This window comes from Phycisphaeraceae bacterium (genome assembly GCA_019636655.1).
In the GTDB taxonomy this organism is placed as follows: Bacteria; Planctomycetota; Phycisphaerae; order Phycisphaerales; family UBA1924; genus JAHBXB01.
Map to the genome: position 1 here is coordinate 427,302 of JAHBXB010000003.1, position 19,500 is coordinate 446,801.

General features: G+C 66.3%; 16 protein-coding genes. 8 read left to right on the plus strand and 8 right to left on the minus strand.

Annotated features, from left to right (window positions below):
- Positions 1 to 27: 27 nt before the first annotated feature.
- The 3 genes from KF745_11580 to KF745_11590 all read right to left on the minus strand — a co-directional run bounded on the left by KF745_11580 (position 28) and on the right by KF745_11590 (position 4,973).
- A complete protein-coding gene (locus tag KF745_11580; protein ID MBX3359052.1) occupies positions 28 to 2,616 on the minus strand; it encodes an immunoglobulin domain-containing protein in 2,589 nt (862 codons plus the stop codon).
- A gap of 251 nt (positions 2,617 to 2,867) precedes the next feature.
- The gene (locus KF745_11585; protein MBX3359053.1) at positions 2,868 to 4,298 is read right to left on the minus strand and encodes a hypothetical protein; all 1,431 of its coding nucleotides are present in this window, start codon (positions 4,296 to 4,298) and stop codon (positions 2,868 to 2,870) included.
- A gap of 99 nt (positions 4,299 to 4,397) precedes the next feature.
- Positions 4,398 to 4,973 carry a DUF2459 domain-containing protein gene (locus KF745_11590; GenBank protein ID MBX3359054.1) on the minus strand — a complete coding sequence of 192 codons (576 nt, stop codon included), beginning with the start codon at positions 4,971 to 4,973 and terminating at the stop codon, positions 4,398 to 4,400.
- A gap of 354 nt (positions 4,974 to 5,327) precedes the next feature.
- On the opposite strand from KF745_11590, the gene KF745_11595 reads away from it, so the two are divergent.
- Complete coding sequence (locus tag KF745_11595) at positions 5,328 to 5,930, plus strand: TIGR00730 family Rossman fold protein (protein ID MBX3359055.1); 603 nt, start codon at positions 5,328 to 5,330, stop codon at positions 5,928 to 5,930.
- A 5-nt stretch (positions 5,931 to 5,935) separates the two neighbouring features.
- Here the strand turns inward: KF745_11595 and KF745_11600 are convergent, their stop codons facing one another.
- Positions 5,936 to 6,607 carry a hypothetical protein gene (locus tag KF745_11600; protein MBX3359056.1) on the minus strand — a complete coding sequence of 224 codons (672 nt, stop codon included), beginning with the start codon at positions 6,605 to 6,607 and terminating at the stop codon, positions 5,936 to 5,938.
- Between the two features lie 145 nt (positions 6,608 to 6,752).
- Here KF745_11600 and rlmN point away from each other — a divergent pair, with 145 nt between their 5' ends.
- The 6 genes from rlmN to KF745_11630 all read left to right on the plus strand — a co-directional run bounded on the left by rlmN (position 6,753) and on the right by KF745_11630 (position 15,536).
- Positions 6,753 to 7,895, plus strand: a complete 1,143-nt coding sequence (gene rlmN, locus KF745_11605) for a 23S rRNA (adenine(2503)-C(2))-methyltransferase RlmN (GenBank protein ID MBX3359057.1) — start codon at positions 6,753 to 6,755, stop codon at positions 7,893 to 7,895.
- 127 nt (positions 7,896 to 8,022) lie between these two features.
- Positions 8,023 to 8,697, plus strand: coding sequence for a TIGR02206 family membrane protein (locus tag KF745_11610; GenBank protein ID MBX3359058.1), 675 nt, complete (start codon positions 8,023 to 8,025; stop codon positions 8,695 to 8,697).
- Positions 8,698 to 8,770: 73 nt separating this feature from the next.
- Positions 8,771 to 9,913, plus strand: coding sequence for an undecaprenyl/decaprenyl-phosphate alpha-N-acetylglucosaminyl 1-phosphate transferase (locus KF745_11615; protein MBX3359059.1), 1,143 nt, complete (start codon positions 8,771 to 8,773; stop codon positions 9,911 to 9,913).
- Positions 9,910 to 12,306: an O-antigen ligase family protein gene (locus tag KF745_11620; GenBank protein ID MBX3359060.1), complete on the plus strand. Its 2,397-nt coding sequence runs from the start codon at positions 9,910 to 9,912 to the stop codon at positions 12,304 to 12,306. Before KF745_11615 ends, KF745_11620 begins: the two co-directional genes overlap by 4 nt.
- A gap of 192 nt (positions 12,307 to 12,498) precedes the next feature.
- Complete coding sequence (gene fusA / locus KF745_11625) at positions 12,499 to 14,613, plus strand: elongation factor G (protein MBX3359061.1); 2,115 nt, start codon at positions 12,499 to 12,501, stop codon at positions 14,611 to 14,613.
- 212 nt (positions 14,614 to 14,825) lie between these two features.
- Complete coding sequence (locus KF745_11630) at positions 14,826 to 15,536, plus strand: nucleoside monophosphate kinase (GenBank protein MBX3359062.1); 711 nt, start codon at positions 14,826 to 14,828, stop codon at positions 15,534 to 15,536.
- A 21-nt stretch (positions 15,537 to 15,557) separates the two neighbouring features.
- Here the strand turns inward: KF745_11630 and KF745_11635 are convergent, their stop codons facing one another.
- The 4 genes from KF745_11635 to KF745_11650 form a co-directional block, all read right to left on the minus strand.
- Positions 15,558 to 16,085: a DinB family protein gene (locus KF745_11635; GenBank protein MBX3359063.1), complete on the minus strand. Its 528-nt coding sequence runs from the start codon at positions 16,083 to 16,085 to the stop codon at positions 15,558 to 15,560.
- Positions 16,086 to 16,192: 107 nt separating this feature from the next.
- Positions 16,193 to 17,263: a ThiF family adenylyltransferase gene (locus KF745_11640; protein MBX3359064.1), complete on the minus strand. Its 1,071-nt coding sequence runs from the start codon at positions 17,261 to 17,263 to the stop codon at positions 16,193 to 16,195.
- Between the two features lie 150 nt (positions 17,264 to 17,413).
- On the minus strand, positions 17,414 to 17,947 hold the full coding sequence (locus tag KF745_11645) for a nuclear transport factor 2 family protein (protein MBX3359065.1): 534 nt from the start codon (positions 17,945 to 17,947) through the stop codon (positions 17,414 to 17,416).
- On the minus strand, positions 17,944 to 18,339 hold the full coding sequence (locus KF745_11650) for a VOC family protein (GenBank protein ID MBX3359066.1): 396 nt from the start codon (positions 18,337 to 18,339) through the stop codon (positions 17,944 to 17,946). The genes KF745_11645 and KF745_11650 overlap by 4 nt, the downstream gene beginning before the upstream one ends.
- A gap of 286 nt (positions 18,340 to 18,625) precedes the next feature.
- Between KF745_11650 and KF745_11655 the strand changes: the two genes are divergently transcribed.
- Positions 18,626 to 19,219, plus strand: coding sequence for a helix-turn-helix domain-containing protein (locus tag KF745_11655; GenBank protein ID MBX3359067.1), 594 nt, complete (start codon positions 18,626 to 18,628; stop codon positions 19,217 to 19,219).
- The last annotated feature ends 281 nt before the right edge of the window (positions 19,220 to 19,500 follow it).

A 19,500-nucleotide genomic window follows, 5' to 3' on the forward strand; every position in this document is an offset into this window, starting at 1 on the left:
TTGGCTTCCTGGTTCAACGCTGAGGGTTCAGCAGCCCGTCTGCACACCCTGCAGCCACGCGGAGATGAATCCAAAGATGTCGGCGGGCTCGACGGTCCCGTTGCGGTCAAAGTCGCCGGCGAGTGTGCCGGCGTGCAGGCTGGCAAGCCACACCTGGATGAACGCGGCGATGTCGGTCGGCTCGATCGCCCCGTTGCAGTCCGTGTCCGCCATGCAGACCGTAACAACCGCGGCGGCGCTGACGGCCGAGCCGCAGGTGTTCTGCACATGGCAGGTGTAGGAGGCGGAGTCAGCGGCACTCAGGTTTGAGACCCGCAGCGTCGCGGTCGCGGACCCGGCAACGAGTGAACCAGACTGGGTCAGACCGTCGACGAGGGGCTGGCCATTGCGGCTCCAGCGGTACGTGAGACCGGGGTAGCCCGAAGCGGGCGAGACCGTGAGGACAGCGGACGAGTTGGGACACGCATGCGGAACACCGACGGGCTGTACGGCGATCCAAGGGATGTTGGTCTCGGTCCAGCGGGCGAAGTAGCGGGCCGTGGTTGAGCCCGACGAAATGTAGTCGGTAGCAACGAGGAGCTCGTCGCGGTCGGCGGCGAGCGCGTACACATAGCTGGAGTGATAGATGCCGTTGCCAACGGCCCGCCACCGCGAACCGTTCCAGCCGGCGAGCGACTCAACCGCGACCTCGCCCGCCTTGGTGAAGATCCCGCCGACGACGAGTTCACCGCGAAGGATCGTCGCTGCCAACGCGGAGCAGTACGATGTGCTGGTCAGGCCGTTGCCAAGCGGATGCCACGACTCTCCGTCCCAGCGTGCGATGGAGTTCAGCGCGGCGCCGCTGGTAGAGCCAAATGACCCGCAGGCCACAAGGTCTCCGTTGTACTCGATAAGCGCTCGCACCCGCCCCGAGATGGTGCCTGCGAGGGGATGCCACTCGGAACCAGTCCACGCCAAGACCCCGAATGTTCCGCCAACGATCAGCTCGCCGCGGAACTCGAGCAGAGCATCAACCTCGTACACGGAACTGATTCCAATGCCCTGCCACTGAGTGCCATCCCACCGGCGGAGGCGTCCATCTATGGGGCCGCTGAGCGAACCCCCTGCGTAGATGCTGCCCTGGAAGCTGGCCAAAGCATTGACCCTCTGATAGCCAGCCGGGAAGAAGCTCGTGGCCCGCCACTCGGAGCCATCCCAGTGCGCGACATTCTCTCGAAAATCCCCGCCCGCGAAGAGTTCGCCGCCGTGGGCGACCATGGCATAGATGGAAGATGCGCCATAGCAAGAGGAACTGCAGCCGAGAGCAGGTGTCCCGATAGGCACGAATGAAACGCCGTTCCACCTGAGGGGCGCATTGGGCACGTTGCCCCTGTATGCGGTCGAACACGGCGGCGCAGAACCTGCATAAGTCATTCCGTCAACGCTGTAGAACGACAGGACTGGGTAGGTGATCCCCTCCGCAAAGTCCGACCATGACTGGCCATCAAAGGATGCCATGTGACGGGAGGGAACACCCCCGAGACCGGAGAAGCCACCGACGGCCACGAGCTTGTCGCCGACTAGCCCGAGCGAAACGCCACCGGGAGTGTCGGAAGCCACCGTGACCCAACTCCCTTCCCATCGCTGGACCATGCTGACCGTGATGTCCATATGGCACGAGTAGGAGTGATAAGGGGACCCTCCCGCCCGGTAGAGGTTGCCTTGATAGATGGCGAGTGCCGAACCACGTGTGCTCGTCGACATCGCCGTCCATTGTTGACCGTTCCAGCGAGCCGCATTGGAGGCGACAATCGGACCAGCGTGCGAGAAGTTCCCGATCACGATCAGGTCGCCCTCATAGACCGCAAGCGAGTACACACCGGCGAGGCCCTGCATGTAGTCCACCTGCCGAACTCCGTCGCCAACCGGCTCCCACCGGCCGCCGGGGTTCCAACGAACGATGTTGTTGTACTGGTTGGCCCCGATCGTCTGAAACACCCCTGCGAGTATCGGTTGTCCTTGGTAGATCGCAATCCCGTACACTGATGCGCCCGGCAACGGATCCGCAAGCGACACCCACTGATCGCCCTCCCAACGGAAGAACCCCAGGCTGCCCCCCGCGTAGAGCCGCTCTCCCTCAACCCGGAGGACCATTGCCGGGCTGCCAAGCTCGCCGGTGAATCCCGGCGGCGGCGTGAACCGGTGCCATGCGCCGTCCCATATCGCGCACCCCTGCGAGGGCACGCCACCGGCAGCACTGAAGTACCCAAGCACGATGACCTTGCCATTGAACTCAACCATGGACCGCACCGGAGCGAAGGGCTCCGGGCTTGTCACGGACCCAATCCCCGTCCCCATCGGCAGGAACCGCTGGCCGTCCCACATCGCGATGTTGACAGCGGCAGTCTTGCCGATGCCGTTGAAGAACCCGGCGAAGACGGCGTTCGTTGGAAGCGGGCCGGGGCCGTCAGGGTCCCACCCAGCCGCATGCGAGACGTAGGAGCCGCCGTAGCTGTTGGAGGCGCCCCAGCCTCCGCCGAGAGACCCGCCCGGAATCCACCGACCGTTGCACTGCGCATTCGCCGCCGCGGCAACCGCGACGGCTGCGACGGCACCGGCAATCAAGCGGCTGAGCATTGATTGTTCCAAGATTGTCTTGCGAGAGGTTCGGTCAGACCGGAAGCCCGAGTGGACTATTACATTGTGCCACGAATCGGCCGCCCTGTAAAGCGGTGATCACCCAAGTGGAAAGAACACCTCCACCCTCCACCCCCGGGGGGGCAATCCCCCGCGTCCACCACATGGCATGGCACACCGCACCGCGGCCCGAACGGCCGCAGGGCCGCCCCGCCCTGCTCTGTAAAGAACTGGTTGCCCGGGGGCGCCGGCTACGCCCCAATCAGTTCGTGGTCGTCCTTCGCCTGCTTGCGCGGATCCGTCTTCGCGATGATCTTGCTGACACCGTGCTGGTTGAAGCCCTTGTAGCCGTCGTTGCGTTCGAGGTTCTCAAGGTGCGAGCCGATGGCCCCCTGAGCGCGGAACTGCGACGCGAGCGCCGGCGTCACCAACTGCTGCGCCAGGAGCCGATCGATTCGATCATCGGCAACCTTCCACCGCTCCCCGACCGTAAACGCCTGGCGCAGAAACTCAAAGTTCGTAAACGGTTCCATCGTCTCGATGTGAGCAGCCTCGAGCTGCGCCCGGAGCGAATCGAAGTCGAACTGGCATTCAAGGTGGTGCATCCCGGCCTGCAGCATCGCCTCGCCGTGGAGACCGCACCAGAGGCCGACCGTGCCAAGCTCGGAGCGAGCGGGGAGCCCCTCGTGCGCAAAGTCGCCGCGGACCTCGTCCGGAGAAAGATCGACGTCGGCAAAGATCGTGATGTTGCAAGCCGGCTGCTCGAGAACTTGGGCCCCCCACCCGGCCTCCTCGCCCGCGTAGAACCGCTCGCGGCAGCGGAACCCCAGCCGCTCCAGGACGCGGATGAGGCGGGGGAAGCAGTGACGCGAGGATCGGTAGGTGTGGTGGTCGTGGTTGGCCCAGCCCAGACCGAGCTTGTCCTGGCGGGCCTTCTGGATCTGGGCGGCCCGATTGCGGCGCTGCCAGTACTGCCGCTCCGCAGCAAAAAACAGGTCGCACGAGAGATCAACACCCAGGTCGGCGATGGAGGACTCGACCAACTGATCGATGTGGTCGTACCCAATCTCGTCGTCGGCCCAGTCCCGCGTGCGGCGGCGGAACGCCTCGCGGTGCTTGAGGATCTTGACGACCTTGGCCTCCTCGACCTCGGGAACGGTGTAGCCGCGGTAGCCATGGCGTTCGACGATCAGGAGAACCGCACCCTTGGCCCGGAAGGCAAGGGCGCGCCGCAGCTGCGCCATCGGCTCGCCCTCGATCGGGTGCTCGTCCGTGATGTTGTGGGCCGCCAGGAAGTCAACCACCGAGTCCGCCTTGATCGCAACACGGGTAACGGCGTTGGAATCAAGAACGACCTGCGGGAAGATGCCGCCGTCATGCACATAGCAGTCCGGGGCGCCGGGGGCGGCACGACGGATAAAGCCCGCGGCCGTGAGGCTGGCGCGAAGCTCGGGAGTGCGGTGAACCTGGATGTAATCGATCCAGTCGACAAAGCGGGTGCCGGACTCGTGCTTCATGCGCCGAGCGAGCTCGGCCGAGCTGGGACAGGCCTTGAGGAACTCGTCGACAATCGCGTTGATGAGAGCCTGGGCCTGGGGCTGCGGCTTCCACTGGAACTGCTCGAGCGGATCGGTCTTGGAAACCGGGGCGGACGGACCAGCGGTGGCGGCTTTGGCGGACATGAAAACCACTCTCCTTGCCCCCCCCGCTCCCGCCGCAGCGCGGCGCACATCACCCACAGGGTAGGGCCCGGCAGGTCGACCAGTGCCGCGGGGGCCGGTTCACCCCCCGGGGTTGGTGACCTGGAAGTCGGCGTAGACCTGCTGGCCCTTGACCGTGCAGCCGAGTTCCTCGAGCCAGACGGCCACCTCGGTGTTGCACGTGTGGGCGGACCAGTAGGACGTGTCGGACTTGACGTACACCCATCCCGTAGGCGCATGGAAGATCAGTTCGTCTTCCCGCTTCCGGTAGGCCTCATCCAGCTTCGCGATCAGCCGGTCGACATCCTGCTTGGACACCCTGACGTTGTAGACCACATCCGCAGTGGTCTGCATGCGGATGGTCATCTCGTTGAGCGGCCCTGGCCATTCCTTGACGCACAGGGTCCCCTGCGATGGAGAAGTCAGGATCGGGAAGACGTTGAGCCACGTGTTCCACTTGAGCGCCTCCCACGTCCACGACGAGAAGGCGAACTCGGTCACCCGGTCATTGTCCCGCGGGACCATCAGGCTGGAGTGCTTCCCGTAATCAACGATGTACACCGAGACCGGGTCGTGTGGATTCTTCGGCGGCACAACGGTCGTGGCGCACCCGCCGGCCGCGACCGCAAGGAACACCAACGCACCAACCCCGGCCATCCGAACGGATAACGAGTGAAGCGGGCGAGCAACGGTCGATTCGGTCCCTGGCATTTTGCTGGATGCTCCTGAGCGCGCGGCTCAGGCATGGTATCGCGACGATCCGATCGCACTCCCCAAAAACGGCGACGGGCTCTTCATCCGGCAGCGCGTCAAGTCGCCGGATGTTGAGCCGCGTGCGCCGCGTGTGGTTCCCGGAGCTTTCGCTCGGGAGGAGATCAGGACTGCTCCCATATAGACGGGGCTGATCCCACCGGTGTGACGTAACTTCCGAAAAAATCAGGGACTGTGGAAAAACCCGCCGGGGATGACACCAGGACACCCGGTTCGGGCTCCAGGCGGTACCCTCTCCGCATGGGACGAGAACTCCGCCGGATCTGTGTCTTCTGCGGCGCCAACTCGGGCCGGCGGGAAGTGTTCGCCGACGCCGCAAGGGATCTCGGCGCCACCCTCGTGAAACGGAGGATCGAGTTGGTATACGGCGGCGGACACGTCGGCCTGATGGGGATCGTGGCCAATTCCGCCCTGTCGCACGGAGGCCAGGCCATCGGGGTCATCCCGAGGCTCCTGCTCGACAAGGAGCTCGGGCACCAGAAACTCACTCGCCAGATCGTCGTGGAGTCCATGCACGAGCGCAAGGCGACGATGGCAAGCCTGTCCGACGGGTTCATCACCCTGCCCGGCGGTATGGGCACGTTTGAGGAAACCTTCGAAGTGCTGACCTGGGCGCAGCTTGGTATTCACGCCAAGCCCTGTGGGCTCCTGAACGTCGATGGATTCTTCGACCCCCTGCTCGCGTTCCTCGATCACGCGGTGGCCGAGGGCTTCTACCAGCGGGTGCACCGCGACTTGTTGCTCTCCGACACCGACCCCTCTCGCCTGCTGGATCGAATGGCCGCCTTCGAGCCGCCGCGGGAAATGCCGATCGGGAGCTTCCTCGGGCCCAGGCACACCTGACCGAATCAGCCTCGCCGCCGGCGGCATCCGAACAGCCCAGCCACACCGAATAGGACGCCGGCCGCCGGCGCGGGCACAATGCCGACGTTGTCGATATCAACCGTGAGCGGAGCGGACTGCCCCGCTAGGCCGGCATCAACCATCAAACCAAACTGCAGGCGGGCGACCGACGCAAATGTGCCTGCGAAGGTCGTCCCCTCATAGATGAACGGCGTCGCCGGGTTGATCGCTACCGAAAGCGTGGTCCACTCGTTCGGTTGCACCGCCGTCGGCAAAACCGCCACTGCTCCAGGGCCCGCGGCCGGCGCAAAGCGGGTATAAAAAGTCACCGGCACGGGCCCGTTGTGGCGGAGTGAAAACGTCAGTTCCGTCACCCCCGAGGCCAGCCAGTCGCCCACGAACGCGTTGTTCGAAGAGTTGAAGTTGCTCTGTGCGCGGAACAGCAGGGGTTGATCCCCGACTATGGCAGATGCGAGGGATACATCGGTGCTGCCGTAAGCGGATCCGTCCGGCCCGCCCGAGGGGAAGTAGTTCAAAGGGGTCAGAACCGAACCCACGCTCCAGTTGTTCGCGGCGGAGTTGAACGGCTCAGTGAACGGGTTGATGACCGCCTGGGCGGAGCCCGCCAAGGCAAGAGCAGCAACGAGAGCGGCGGCGGTGGTGGCATTCATGGACATCGGGATCTCCTTTTACCCACTCCGTTTGGGGGGACCGGAGGGGGACACAATGTATTCTTGTTGAGACTGAGTTTCAACAACGGTCGAGATTCTGGCCAAAATGCTGCGCCGGGGCAGCTTCGGGGGCGTTTCCTACGATCGCACCGTGAAGCACCCGCCCTTCCACATCTTTGAGTTCACACCCGAGTCGCTTGGCGTTTGGTGCAAGGACCGGGGAATGCAGGCCTTCCGGGGGAAGCAGATCCTCGAGTGGGTATACGAACGGGGCGTCGTCGACGCGGGCCAGATGTCGAATCTGTCGAAGCGGGACCGGGAAGTACTCGCCACGGAGATGCGATTCCTCTCCGGCACGGTGCTCTCGCAGCAGACCGCCACGGACGGAACCCAGAAGCTGCTGGTGCAGTGGGATGACGGGAGCGCAGGCACTCCGTCCTCGCTCCCGCAACTCCCGTCGCCGGACCCAGCAAGGCAGACCGAGTGCGTGATGATCCCCGCGACCGGTGACGACGGCGAGGTGAGCCGGCGGACGGCGTGCATCTCCTCGCAGGTAGGGTGTCCTGTGGGGTGCCGGTTCTGTGCCTCTGGGCAGGGAGGACTCGACGGCAACCTCTCCGCCGGACGGATCGTGGAGCAGGTCTGGCGACTCGGCCGCCTGCCCGGCGTTGGACGCATCTCCAACGTGGTATTCATGGGGATGGGCGAGCCGCTGAGCAACTTCGGCCCCGTGATGAACGCGGTGCGGACCCTGGCCTCCGCCTGGGCGACGGGCATCTCGGCCCGCAAGATCACGATCTCGACGGTGGGACTGCCCAAGGCGATCGAACGCCTCGCCGAGCAACTCGAACTCCCCGTAACACTCGCCCTCTCGCTGCACGCTCCGAACGACGAACTCCGTCGGAGGCTGATCCCGTGGGCGGAGTACTCCACCATCAAGGAACTGCTCGCCTCCTGCCAGAGGTGGTTTGAGAAGACGGGGCGCGAGATCACGCTGGAATACACGCTGCTGCGCGGCGTCAACGACCGGCCGGAGCACGCGAGGGAACTGTCACGCCTCGCCAAGTCACTCCGTGCAAACATCAACCTCATCCGGTACAACGAGGTGCCGGGGCTCGGCCTCGACGGCGGCGAGTTCCGCCGCCCTCACGATGAAGACGTGCTCGCCTTCCAGATGATCCTGCGCGACCAGCACGTGAACACCCACATCCGCCGCAGCCGGGGCAGGGATATCGCCGCGGCGTGCGGGCAGTTGCGGCACGAGGCCGCGGAGCGGGAGAAGCGACCTGCCTGACCTCGGCGCCAGCCCGGGCCAGGAAGCCTCCGCCAGCGTCAACGGGGCGACGGGCGGTGCAGCGCCGGCGTGGGACGGATGGGGCCGTGAGTTCCACCCGTTTACCGACGTGCACGCGGCGGCGCTCGTGTGCACAGTGATCGCCATCACGGGCGTCGTGTGGATCGGATGGAAGACGGCGCGGGCGTCCGCTCGCCCCGAGCGCGCGGACCCCCCCGGCCGCCTTCTGGGCGCGCTGGCACTGGCGTACTGGATCGCGCTGATCGCGTGGTGGCTCATCCCCTCGCGGTTCGATCCAAGCCGGTCGCTGCCGCTGCACTACTGCGATGTCGCGGGGCTGGTGGCCGCGGCAGCGCTGCTCACCGGGCGAAGATGGGTCACCTCGCTGCTGTACTTCTGGGCCATCCCCCTGTGCACGCAGGCGTTCGTGACGCCCGTGGTACGCCTGGGCCCCGCATTCGCGGAGTTCTGGATCTTCTGGGAAAGCCACACGCTGATCGTCGGCTCGGCCGTCTACGCGGTCGTCGTGCGCGGCTTCCGGCCGGAGTTCAGGGACCTGCGGACCGCATGGCTCATCAGCGTCGCCTACGCAGCCGCGATCTTCACGCTCGATGCGTTCACGGGATGGAACTACGCGTACCTCGGTCCGGGGGCAGAGGGCGCAGGGACGCTCGTGGACGTCCTCGGACCCTGGCCGGCACGGGCCGCCGTGATCGTGCTGATCGCGTCGGCCGCCATGGTGCTGGCATGGGTTCCCTGGTGGATGTTCACGGGGCCCGGGACGCCGAGCCTGGAACGCTAGCAGCACTCCCCCCACTCACTCGCCCATCAGCCCACCGGCGGCGCGATCGCCACGCCATTAGACTGCCACCACGATGATCGCACTGTGCATGCTGCTGGCCGGGATCGCCTTCGTGATCGCCTTGCCGATGACGCTGCTCGCTCGTTCCCTCGGCCGGCGGCTCAACGCGATGGACTCGCCCGGCGTCGCCGGACAGGTGAAGATGTCGCCGCGGCGCGTACCGAACACCGGCGGGATCGGACTGTTCTGGGGCGTGGCGGCCCCATTCCTGGGAATCATCGCTCTTGCAAAGCTGGGCGAGGCGGGCTTCATCACCAGGATGGTGCCGGAACTCGCCAGGCACCTCCCCGGGCTGGTGGAATCCTCCGGGCACGCGCTCGTGCTGCTCGGGGGACTGCTCGTGCTCCACGTGATGGGTCTGGTCGACGACCGCCGCCCGATGGGGCCGTGGGTGAAGCTGGGCGTCATGGTCGGCGTGTCGCTCGCGGTCATCATCGAGACCAAGACGCGGCTGCTGACGCTCCTGGACGGCCCCGCTCACGGACCGTGGGCGTCGTACGCCGTAACGGTGATCTGGTTTGTCGTGGTGACGAACGCGATGAACTTCCTGGACAACATGGACGGCCTGTCGGCTGGCGTCGGCGCCATTGCGTCCGGGTTCTTCCTGACGGCGGCCCTCGTCAACGAGCAGTGGTTCGTAGCCGCGGCGCTGGCGGTGCTGCTGGGATCGTTGCTCGGGTTCTTGTGGTTCAACTTCCCCAGACGCGGCGGAGCGACAATCTTCATGGGCGACGGGGGATCCCTGGTCTTGGGGTTCCTGCTCGCATTCCTGACCGCTCGAACAACCTACTACTCGCCCAAACTCGGCGGCGGGTGGTACGCGGTGTTCATGCCGCTCGTCGTGCTGGCGATCCCGCTCTACGACTTCGTGACGGTGACGGCCATCCGCCTCTCAAAGGGCCGCTCGCCCTTTGTCGGAGATCTCAACCACCTGTCGCACCGGCTTGTGCGCCGCGGCCTGTCCCGGCGCGACGCCGTGCTGGTGATCTATGCCCTGACCGCGGTCACCGCCATCGGGGGAGTCTCATTGGGAGGGCTGAGCGGCTGGCAGGCCGTGCTCGTGGCCGTCCAGACCCTGCTCGTGCTGGCCGTGATCGCTCTGGTGGAGTGGGCGAGCGCGAAGCAGGCCGGCGAGCCCAACGGTGACGGCCGATGAGCGCATCCGCTCCACCGTCACCGGCCTCGGATACCGCGGCAGCGTGCCTTAAGTGGGTGTCCTTGGCCCTCATGCTCGGGTGCATAACGGCTCGGGCACTCGTGGTCACGAGCGAACTGCCCTACTGGGACCTGGACCCGCTCCGGTTCGTGGTGCCGATGACCGGGATCGGCCCGGCGGGATCGATGTGGTTCGACACAGCGATCATCGGCGGCGCGGCGCTGGCGCTGCTCGGGGTCGGGCTGGCACGGGAGCGTGTTCATGGCTGGATGCTCCTCGCGGCGGGAGCTGGGATCGTTCCGGCGCTCTGGCATGGATTCCTCACGCACGGTCCGGCGCTTCAGGATCAGCGCATCGGCATGGCATGGGTCGCGGCAATCTGCTCGGGCGTAGCGGTGGCCCACTTGTGCCGCGATGAACGCCTGCGACGGGTGACCGCGGCCGTGCTGCTGGGCGTGGTGGCGGCACTGGCAGTAAGGGGACTGCAGCAGTGGTTCATCGAGCACCCTGCGACCGTCGCGGACTTCCGGCGCAACCGCCGGCAAATCCTGGAGGGTCATGGCTGGGCGGAATCCTCCGCCAGCGCTCTGTCCTACGAGCGGCGCCTTCTGCAGCGCGAAGCGACCGGGTGGTTTGCCCTGGCGAACGTGTACGCGACCCTCGCCGCGACGGCGGCGGTAGCCTTCACCGGGCTTGTAGCGCTGACGTGGCGGACAGCACCGGGGCACCGGAGCGTCCTGCTGGTCTTGGCCGGGCTCGCCGGGTCGCTGCTCGGCGTCGTACTCGCCGGTTCGAAGGGCGGGTACGCAGGGCTGCTCGCCGGCCTCGCCGTCCTCGTCCTCCTGGTGGCGGTGTGCGGACGCAGCGGGAGCGGGCCGCCCTCCGGCCGCTCGCGGCTGCGGCGTCTCGTCCCGTGTATCGCCGTGTTCGCCTTCCTGGCGCCGCTGGCCGGGCTGATCACGCGCGGGCAGTTCGCTGGCTGGACCGGGGAAAAGAGCCTCCTGTTCCGGTGGTTCTACCTCGAGGCCGCGGCGAAGATCGTTTGGGAGCACCTGCCGCTCGGGGTGGGCCCCGATGGATTCCAGGGCGCGTACCTGCTCGCCAAGCCGCCGCTCTCGCCCGAGGACGTGCGGAGCCCGCACGCGATCATGCTTGATTGGGTCGCGACGCTGGGCATCGGGGGCCTGGCCTGGTGCGGTCTCGCCGTGTGGTGGCTGTGGTCGGGCCTGCGCCGCGCCGCCGAGAGCAGCGATTCCGGCGCCATCCACGCCAACAACTCAGGCCGAGCGGAGTGGCGCTTCATCGGGCTCGTCGTCGCCGGGGCGACCATCGCCTGCGTGGCGATCGATCGGATGCTCCTGACGCCCGACATGGCGGCGGTGCGGATCGTCATGATGGGACTGTGGATCGCCGTGGCTGTCGGCGTCGCGTTGCGGAGCGCCGAGAAAGCCCTCGCGGTCTCGCTCGCCGCGGCCGGGGTGACGCTCGGCCTGCTCATCCAGATCGATGTCGCTGCAAGCTGGCCCGCGTCCTGCGCCCTGGTGACGGCAGTCCTCGCCTCAAGCGCGATGTCCTGGCGACATCGCGTCGCGCCCGCGCGCCCCGCCGGGGGAATCGTGGCGGCGGTGATCATGCTGGTCCTGGCCGGGTTCGTCGCCGTACACGGCGCGCTTCCAGCGACACACTGGACCTCCCACCTCCGCACCGCGGCGAGATTCGTCGCGCCGGCGACCGAGTTCAGCCAGCGATGGGACGAGGCCGCCGCGAAGACGTCCCCTGCCGACCGGGATGCAGCGCTCCGGGCGCTCGCCGCGGACGTCGCCGCCCTTACCGGCTCTCCGATGGCGACCGACGCCCAGTCGCTCCGGCTGGCGTTGGACAGTGTCTACACCAAGTCGCTCGCCGACGCCTTCGATGAACTCCTCGCCGCGGGCGCGATCGAGCCGGGGGAGTGGCGTACGCGCCGCGAAGCGTCGCGCTTGGCGATAGCGATCGCGGCGCGCCTGGTGCAGGTTGGAGACGCCCGCGAGGGCGCCCTGTGGCTCGAGAAGGCGGTTCGTGTCGCCACCCCCGAGGACGCCGCGACCGCCCGGACCGCGATGCTGACCTGGCTGGCCGTCGTGCTCGAAACGGCCCACGACCTGAACCACCTGGACCAGGCCCGTGAACGCGCCGCGGCGGCCCTGGAGTCAGCGCTCGCCCGCGACCCGTACAACCTGGAGGCTGCGAACCGGCTGGCCCACGTCTACGACCGCCTTGGCGACAACGCCAAACGCGGCTCCTGGGCACGGCGGGCGCTCGAACTCGACGGACAGACCGTCCTGGATCCCGGCATCCGTGGGCTCCGCGAGAACGACCGAACAGATCTCCGACGGTGGGCCGCCGAACCTTGAAACCCCCCTCGTGGTGGCTACGATCCGCCCACGCGGGAGGGCGGTGCATTTTTGGGGATGCGTCAGGCCTCCCCGCCCCTGAATCGCCGCAAGAACCGGGCTGGAACCGGCGGCAGCATACCGGGGTGCCAGCGGTAGGTGTATCCCCATCCGGCAGGATGGAAACGGACGAGTCCGAAGGAAAGAACGATCATGGCCACCGAACTCAGCCACATCCGCAACATCGGCATCTGCGCCCACATCGACGCGGGCAAGACCACGGTCTCTGAACGCATCCTGTACTACACGGGCAAGAACTACAAGATGGGCGAGGTCCACGAGGGCACCGCCACCATGGACTTCCTGCAGGACGAGCAGGAGCGCGGCATCACCATCCAGGCCGCCGCGACGACCTGCCCCTGGACCAAGGGCGGCGTCGACTACAAGATCAACCTCATCGATACCCCCGGACACGTCGACTTCACCATCGAGGTGGAGCGCTCGCTGCGCGTGCTCGACGGCGCCGTCGCGGTGTTCGACGGCAAGGAAGGCGTCGAGGCGCAGTCCGAGACCGTGTGGCGTCAGGCCGACCGCTACCACGTCCCCCGCCTCTGCTTCGTGAACAAGATGGACAAGCTCGGGGCCGACTTCGACTTCTCCTTCAACACGATCAAGGAGCGGCTGGGCGCCAACGCCATCGCGATCCAGTACCCCATCGGCAAGGGCAACCAGCTCGAAGGCATCATCGACCTGATCACTATGCGAGCCTTCTACTACGACGCCGACGAGAAGGGCGCCGTCATCACCGAGAAGGACATCCCCGAAGAGTGGCTGGACACCGCCAAGAAGTGGCACCACATCCTGGTCGAGAAGGCCTCCGAGCAGGACGAAGCCCTCACCGAGAAGTACCTGACGGACGAGTCCTCCGTCACCGCCGACGAGATCCGCGCGGCCCTCCGCAAGGGCACGATCGCCGAGAAGTGCTTCCCCGTCCTCTGCGGCGCCGCCCTTCGAAACATCGGCGTGCAGAAGGTCCTCGATGCCGTCGTCGATTTCCTCCCCGCGCCCGACGAGGTGCCCGAGGTCCAGGGCGTCGACCCCCGCGACAAGGACAGGAAGCTCACCCGCCCGCACGACGACAAGGCCCCCTTCTCCGCCCTCGTCTTCAAGGTCGTCTCCGACCTGCACGGCGACCTCACCTACCTCCGCGTCTACTCCGGCACGCTCAAGAAGGGCGACCGCGTCGTCAACCCCGGCAACGGCAAGCGAGAGATCGCCTCCCGCATGTTCGAGATGCACGCCAACAACCGCCTGCCGATCGACGAGATCACCACCGGCAGCATCGTGGCGATCGTCGGCATCAAGGACTCCTACACCGGCGACACCCTGTGCGACCCCGAGAACGAGATCCTGCTCGAACGCATGACCTTCCCCGAGCCCGTCATCTCGATGTCCATCGAGCCCAAGACCTCCGACGACAAGCGCAAGCTCTCCGAGGCCCTCCAGGTCATCCGCCGCGAGGACCCCTCCTTCCGCTCCCACTTTGATGAAGAGACCGGCCAGACCATCATCTCCGGCATGGGCGAGCTCCACCTCGACATCATCAAGACCAAGCTCGTCCGCGATATGAAGATCGGCGTCGACGTCGGCAAGCCCCGCGTCTCCTACCGCGAGACCATCACCAAGAAGGCCGAGTACATCCGCGGCAAGTTCGTCAAGCAGACCGGCGGTCGCGGCCAGTTCGGCGATGCCACCGTCACCATCGAGCCCTTCACCGCCGCCCAGGCCCAGGCCGAGGAGCTTGATTTCGAGGACAACCTCGCCTTCGAGAACAAGATCGTCGGCGGCGCCATCCCGAAGGAGTTCATCCCCTCCGTCGAGTACGGAGTCCGCCAGACCGCCAAGACGGGCTGCTTCGCCGGCTACCCCATGATCAACGTCCGCGTCCTGCTCGTCGACGGCTCGTACCACGCGGTCGACTCGTCCCAGGTCGCCTTCGAGCAGGCCGGCCGCCTCGCCCTCCAGGAGGCCGTCAAGGCCGCCGGCCCCGTCCTCCTCGAGCCCATCATGAAGGTCGTCATCACCTGCCCCGACGACTACCTCGGCAACGTCACCGGCGACGTCTCCTCCCGCCGCGGGATGATCGTCGACACCGAGGACCGCGGCAACGTCAAGATGATCACCGCCGAGGTCCCCCTCTCCGAGATGTTCGGCTACACCACCGCCCTCCGCGGCATGTCCCAGGGCCGCGCCTCCAACACGATGGAGTTCCTCGAGTACCGCCAGATGCCGACCAACCTGATGAAGGAAGTCATCGAGAAGGACTGACCTGCCGCCCTTTGGCCCGAGGCCGCCCCGAGCAGCCTTTATCGGCCGCCCCGGGCCCGGCGCCAGGCGTCATAAGCAGGCCCTATCGCTGGATTTGCGTGCAGCGGCCCTTGCCGCTCCCGCCCCAAGGGATTAGGCTGTTGGTCTCGCCGCGAGGGTTCCGCCGGGTCAGGCGGAGAGTGTCGCCCGCGCGGCTCGACGGGAATCCGCGCATGCCTCACCGGTACCAGACCGTCCTGCTCTTCGGCGCCCCCGGCGCCGGCAAGGGAACCCAGGGCAAGATCCTCGGCCAGGTGCCCGGGTTCTTCCACCTCTCCTGCGGCGAGGTCTTCCGCGCCCTGGACATGTCCACCGAACTCGGCAAGACCTTCTACGAGTTCTCCTCCCGCGGCGAACTGGTGCCCGACGACGTCACCGTCAAGATGTGGCACCAGAACATCCACGCCCAGACCGTCCTCTCCCGCTACAAGCCCATGCAGGACCTGCTGGTGCTCGACGGCATCCCGCGCAACGCCTCCCAGGCCCGCCTGATGGACAAGCACATCAAGGTGCTCAAGATCATCCACCTCGTCTGCCCCAACAAGGACGAGATGATCAAGCGCCTCCGCCGCCGCGCCCTCAAGGAAAACCGCATCGACGACGCCAAGGAAGAGGTCATCCGCAAGCGCTGGCAGGTGTACGAGGACGAGACCTACCCCGTCCTCGAGTACTACCCGAAGAAGATCATCGCCGAGGTCAGCGCCATGGGCTCCCCCGCCCGCGTGCTCCAGCACGTCCTCGAACACGTCGTGCCCGTGCAGGAATCCCACTTCACGAACCCCGTGACCGGCGAGCCCAACGAGCCGGACGGCACCAACGCCGGCGAGAACGGCGCCGAGCCCGCCGCCGATCTCTCGGCCCGGAAGACCCGGTCGCGAGTCTGACCCCCGCCCGCCCCGGGCGCCTCACAGCACCCCCGCCAGCCCCATGCAGCGGCGCCACGCGCTCACCTGCCCCAGGTGCATCATCACGTGCGCCCCAAGCACAAAGTTCGCCGCGGCCCCGATCGTCGGGAACAACTCCCTCGCGCGCCCCTCCGCCGGATTGGGCTGCGCGAACAGCGCCGGATCAACCGACGGAATCGCCTCGATCGCCTTGCGGGTTCCACGCATGAAGTGCGAGGTGATCGACTCCATGTCCGGGTAGATCTTCCCTTCCGGATCATCCCGGCACTCCGCGCCCGCCTTGAACAACTCCTCAAAGCGCGCCGGGTGCGGCACGCGGTCCGCATCGCGCCCGATCATCGTCATCAGCCTCGCCGGATAGAGCGAGAGGTGCCCATACACGAACGCCGGATGGTTCGTCGTCACCAGCGCCCCGCCGGGAGAGGGCTGGCGGGCGAACATCTCGGGGGTGATGCCGGCCAGGAGCTTCTCGGCATAACCGATCGCGAGCTTGGCCGGGGGGAGCATGAAGTCTGAGATCGCGGTCATGGTCGGCTCCTTGGAGTCACGATTGATTGAATACGGATCAGCAAGCACGGAATCACGTACGCCGCTCCCGCAGCCCGCCGCGCCGGAACTTCCGCCGCACGGCCCCGTCAGACGCCCACGAACTTCGCATAGATCGATCGGGCGACCTCCGGGCGGGTCGTTCCCGAGACGATAGCGCGGCCATCGGGGAACAGCGTCAGTTCAAGGCCCGTGTTCGACTCGTCATCGATCCCGGCCTCATCGCCTTCCTCGCCGGCCGCCGCCCCCTCAACCGATGAGAGCCGCCCCCGTAGCATCAGCGGCGTCACGGTGAAACGCCCATGCGCCGCAAGCCTCGCGGCGACCGACTCAAGATCAAGCCGCCGCGTGATCAGCTCGAGCGGCGGATTCACCTGCACGCTGTTGCGGCCGCACAGCACGGTCGTGTCGACGTTCGTCCGCCCCTCCAGGTGGTCGAACCTCCGCTCGCCACAGCACGGGCACGACTCGGCCCTTGCCCCCGCCACGTCGATCTGCTGCACGCGCGACGCCGCCAGGTCGATGCGGAGCAACGTCGTGCTGACCAGGTCAGCACGCCCGGCGAGGATCTTGATCGCCTCCGCGGCCTGCCACGCCGCCACCATCGCCGTCACAGGCCCCAGCACGCCCGCCGTATCACACGTCGCTGTGTCGCCCGGCTGCGGCGGCGTCTCGACGATGCACCGCAGGCACGGCGACCGCCCCGGCATCACCGTCATCGACGTGGCCGTCGTCCCGACCGCGCCCGCGTACACCAGCGGAATCGAGTGCTTCACCGCCAGGTCGTTCATCAGCAATCGCGTCTGGAAGTTGTCCGTGCCGTCAAGCAGCACCGCAACCCCGCCCGATCCCAGCGCCAACTCCTCCGCGCTCCGCCACGAAAAGTCCGCGACCACAGGGCGGATGCCGACCACCGAGTTGACCGCCCGCAGCCTCCCCGCTGCGGCCTCGGCCTTCGGAACCCCCCCTCGCGCGTCCGACTCGTCGAAGAGCGTCTGCCGCTGCAGGTTCGTGACCTCGACCAGGTCGCGGTCGACCAGCGTCAACCTGCCAACCCCCGCGCGGACCAGCAGATCCGCGATCACCGTCCCCAGCGCGCCGCAACCAACCAGCAGCGCATGCGCCGCGGCAAGACGCGCCTGCCCCTCGTCCCCGATCATGGGCACAAGAGCCTGGCGGTGATATCGGGAGTGTGGCGCGGTCACCCTGGACTCTATCCGCCGCAGATGAGCCACGAAGAGGAGTCTCTATGAAGGCGTGCAGGATTCCCGTGCAGACCAATCGCCTCGCGGCCGCCGGACGATCGTATCTCACTCCGCCGGACGCCCAGTCTCCTGGGCGGGTCGCTCCGTCGAACTGTGCGCCGCCACAATACGCCATGTGCTCCCATGGCGTTCGACCAGCATTGCAACAGCGCCGCTGAACGCGGCGACAACCACCCCGCCCTGCCGGATCTCAGTACGAGTGAGCATGTCCGTCCACGCAATGTCGCGAGTGACCGGAATGACTCTCACCTCCACAAGCTCATGCCCGAACGTCAAAGTGGGAGGAAATCTCTGCAGTCCATCGATCACCGCGTCCGCCGATTGGTAGCGCGCCGTCCCATCCTCATACCACGTAAAGCGATCGTCCTCGACGAGAATGGAACGGACAGCCTGCTGATCCCTCGCCTCGAAGGCCGACACCCATTTCTCCAAGAACGCCTTGATATCAGTCTGGATGGCGAGTTGCTCGGCCGGCGAAAGGCGCGCCGGCTCGTGAGTCGCCGTGCACCCCAGCACCGCAGCGATTCCGATCGCGAGGCCCGTCCAAACGGCGACTCCGCTCTTGCAGCACTGCCTCACGCCCCACCTCCGGCCGACTCAAGCACACCGGGCAAATACTGCATGGCGCCGACCGCGTTTCCCTCCGTATCAGCGAACTTGACGACGGTCCCCACTCCGTTGATGAGGAACGGCGGCATCGTGATCGTGCCTCCCGCGGCCACAATCATCCGAGCCGTCTTGGCGACGTCTTCCACCGCGATCGTGCACTCGAATCCTCGGAGTCCACGCCCGGAGAGTGGTTCGTGTCTCGCATGCAGCGCCCCTTCGACGCCGACTTGGCCGGTGTGCACTCGCCAGAAGCCGGGCGGCCCCCACTCCTCGAACGACCACCCGAACACTCGTTCATAAAAGGTCTTGGCCCGCTCACAATCGTCCGCGTGAATCGCAAAGTGGCTGATCGGATTTGGCATCGAATGCTCCTTGGTGGATGCTGTGGATCGAAGGCTACATGCCCGGTGGCCGGACGTAAAGCCGATATACTGCCAATGAATGTCTGGAAAGCGACATACAGCGTCCGTCCGAACTCTGGCTCTGACCCTCCCCCCGGGGTTTCGGATCGAGCATCACCAGCACGATTGGCCGCAGCTCATTTTCGCCGTGAGCGGTGTAATCACCGTAACGACCGACCGCGGATCTTGGGTCGTTCCGCCTATGCGTGCCGTATGGATGGCCGCGGCCGTCTCGCACCGTCTTGACATGACGGGCACCGTTGCGATGCGCACGATCTACTTCTCCCCGAAGGCCGCATCGGGGGTGGATCGACCCTGCTGCGTGATGAGCGTGTCACCCCTGCTCCGCGAACTGATTACGCATATCGTCGATCTTGGCGCTCTCTACGAGGACAACGCGGCACACCTTCGGCTTCAAGGCCTCCTTCTCGACCTTCTGGTCGCGATGCCCGAATCGCCGCTGACCGTGCCGATGCCGCACGACCCGCGGGCGCGTCGCGTGGCCGATCGCGTGCTCGCAGGTCCCGGCGCAAGGCTGCCGCTTGCGCGGCTGGCAAAGGGAGTAGGGGCTAGTCCTCGGACGCTTGAGAGAGCGTTCCACACCGAAACCCTGATGACGTTCGGACGCTGGCGCCACCAGGTGCGTCTCTTGGAAGCCCTGCGGCTTCTTGGCGACGGAATGCCCGTGACATCGGTCGCTCATCGTGTCGGATATGCAAGCCCCAGCGCGTTCGTTGCCGCCTTTCGTAGAGCCCTTGGACGTTCGCCGGCCCGGTACTTTGACCCTCCAGATCGACAAGCCAAGGCGCGCGTATTCCCGGCAACTCCCTCGATACGCTGATGCTCATCCGCCATGAATCGTCACGGCGTGGAACAGCGTGTGGTCATCTCGTCTTTGCCTTGATGCGAGTGCTTTGCACACCAGCGCAAGTGCATACCCAGACACCATTTGACGAGATAATCGAGATCCTATCAAAAACCTATTGACATACCGTTAAAAACCCGTATCCTGCGCGGGCCATGCTCAATCTCCCCTCCTTCAACCCCTCCCCCGATCTCGCGGCCAAGATCCTCGATTCCGTCACCGACCCCACCCTCACCCTCCGCGACGTCGCCGACCTC

Bases quoted from the DNA above. Each gene is read 5' to 3' on its own strand.
- KF745_11650 (MBX3359066.1), bottom strand. From the start codon at position 18,339: ATGCCAAATCCGATCAGCCACTTTGCGATTCACGCGGACGATTGTGAG.
- KF745_11600 (MBX3359056.1), bottom strand. From the start codon at position 6,607: ATGTCCATGAATGCCACCACCGCCGCCGCTCTCGTTGCTGCTCTTGCC.
- KF745_11615 (MBX3359059.1), top strand. From the start codon at position 8,771: ATGATCGCACTGTGCATGCTGCTGGCCGGGATCGCCTTCGTGATCGCC.
- KF745_11640 (MBX3359064.1), bottom strand. From the start codon at position 17,263: ATGATCGGGGACGAGGGGCAGGCGCGTCTTGCCGCGGCGCATGCGCTG.
- KF745_11590 (MBX3359054.1), bottom strand. From the start codon at position 4,973: ATGGCCGGGGTTGGTGCGTTGGTGTTCCTTGCGGTCGCGGCCGGCGGG.
- KF745_11630 (MBX3359062.1), top strand. From the start codon at position 14,826: ATGCCTCACCGGTACCAGACCGTCCTGCTCTTCGGCGCCCCCGGCGCC.
- KF745_11580 (MBX3359052.1), bottom strand. From the start codon at position 2,616: ATGCTCAGCCGCTTGATTGCCGGTGCCGTCGCAGCCGTCGCGGTTGCC.
- KF745_11595 (MBX3359055.1), top strand. From the start codon at position 5,328: ATGGGACGAGAACTCCGCCGGATCTGTGTCTTCTGCGGCGCCAACTCG.
- KF745_11635 (MBX3359063.1), bottom strand. From the start codon at position 16,085: ATGACCGCGATCTCAGACTTCATGCTCCCCCCGGCCAAGCTCGCGATC.
- KF745_11585 (MBX3359053.1), bottom strand. From the start codon at position 4,298: ATGTCCGCCAAAGCCGCCACCGCTGGTCCGTCCGCCCCGGTTTCCAAG.
- KF745_11620 (MBX3359060.1), top strand. From the start codon at position 9,910: ATGAGCGCATCCGCTCCACCGTCACCGGCCTCGGATACCGCGGCAGCG.
- KF745_11655 (MBX3359067.1), top strand. From the start codon at position 18,626: ATGACGGGCACCGTTGCGATGCGCACGATCTACTTCTCCCCGAAGGCC.
- fusA (MBX3359061.1), top strand. From the start codon at position 12,499: ATGGCCACCGAACTCAGCCACATCCGCAACATCGGCATCTGCGCCCAC.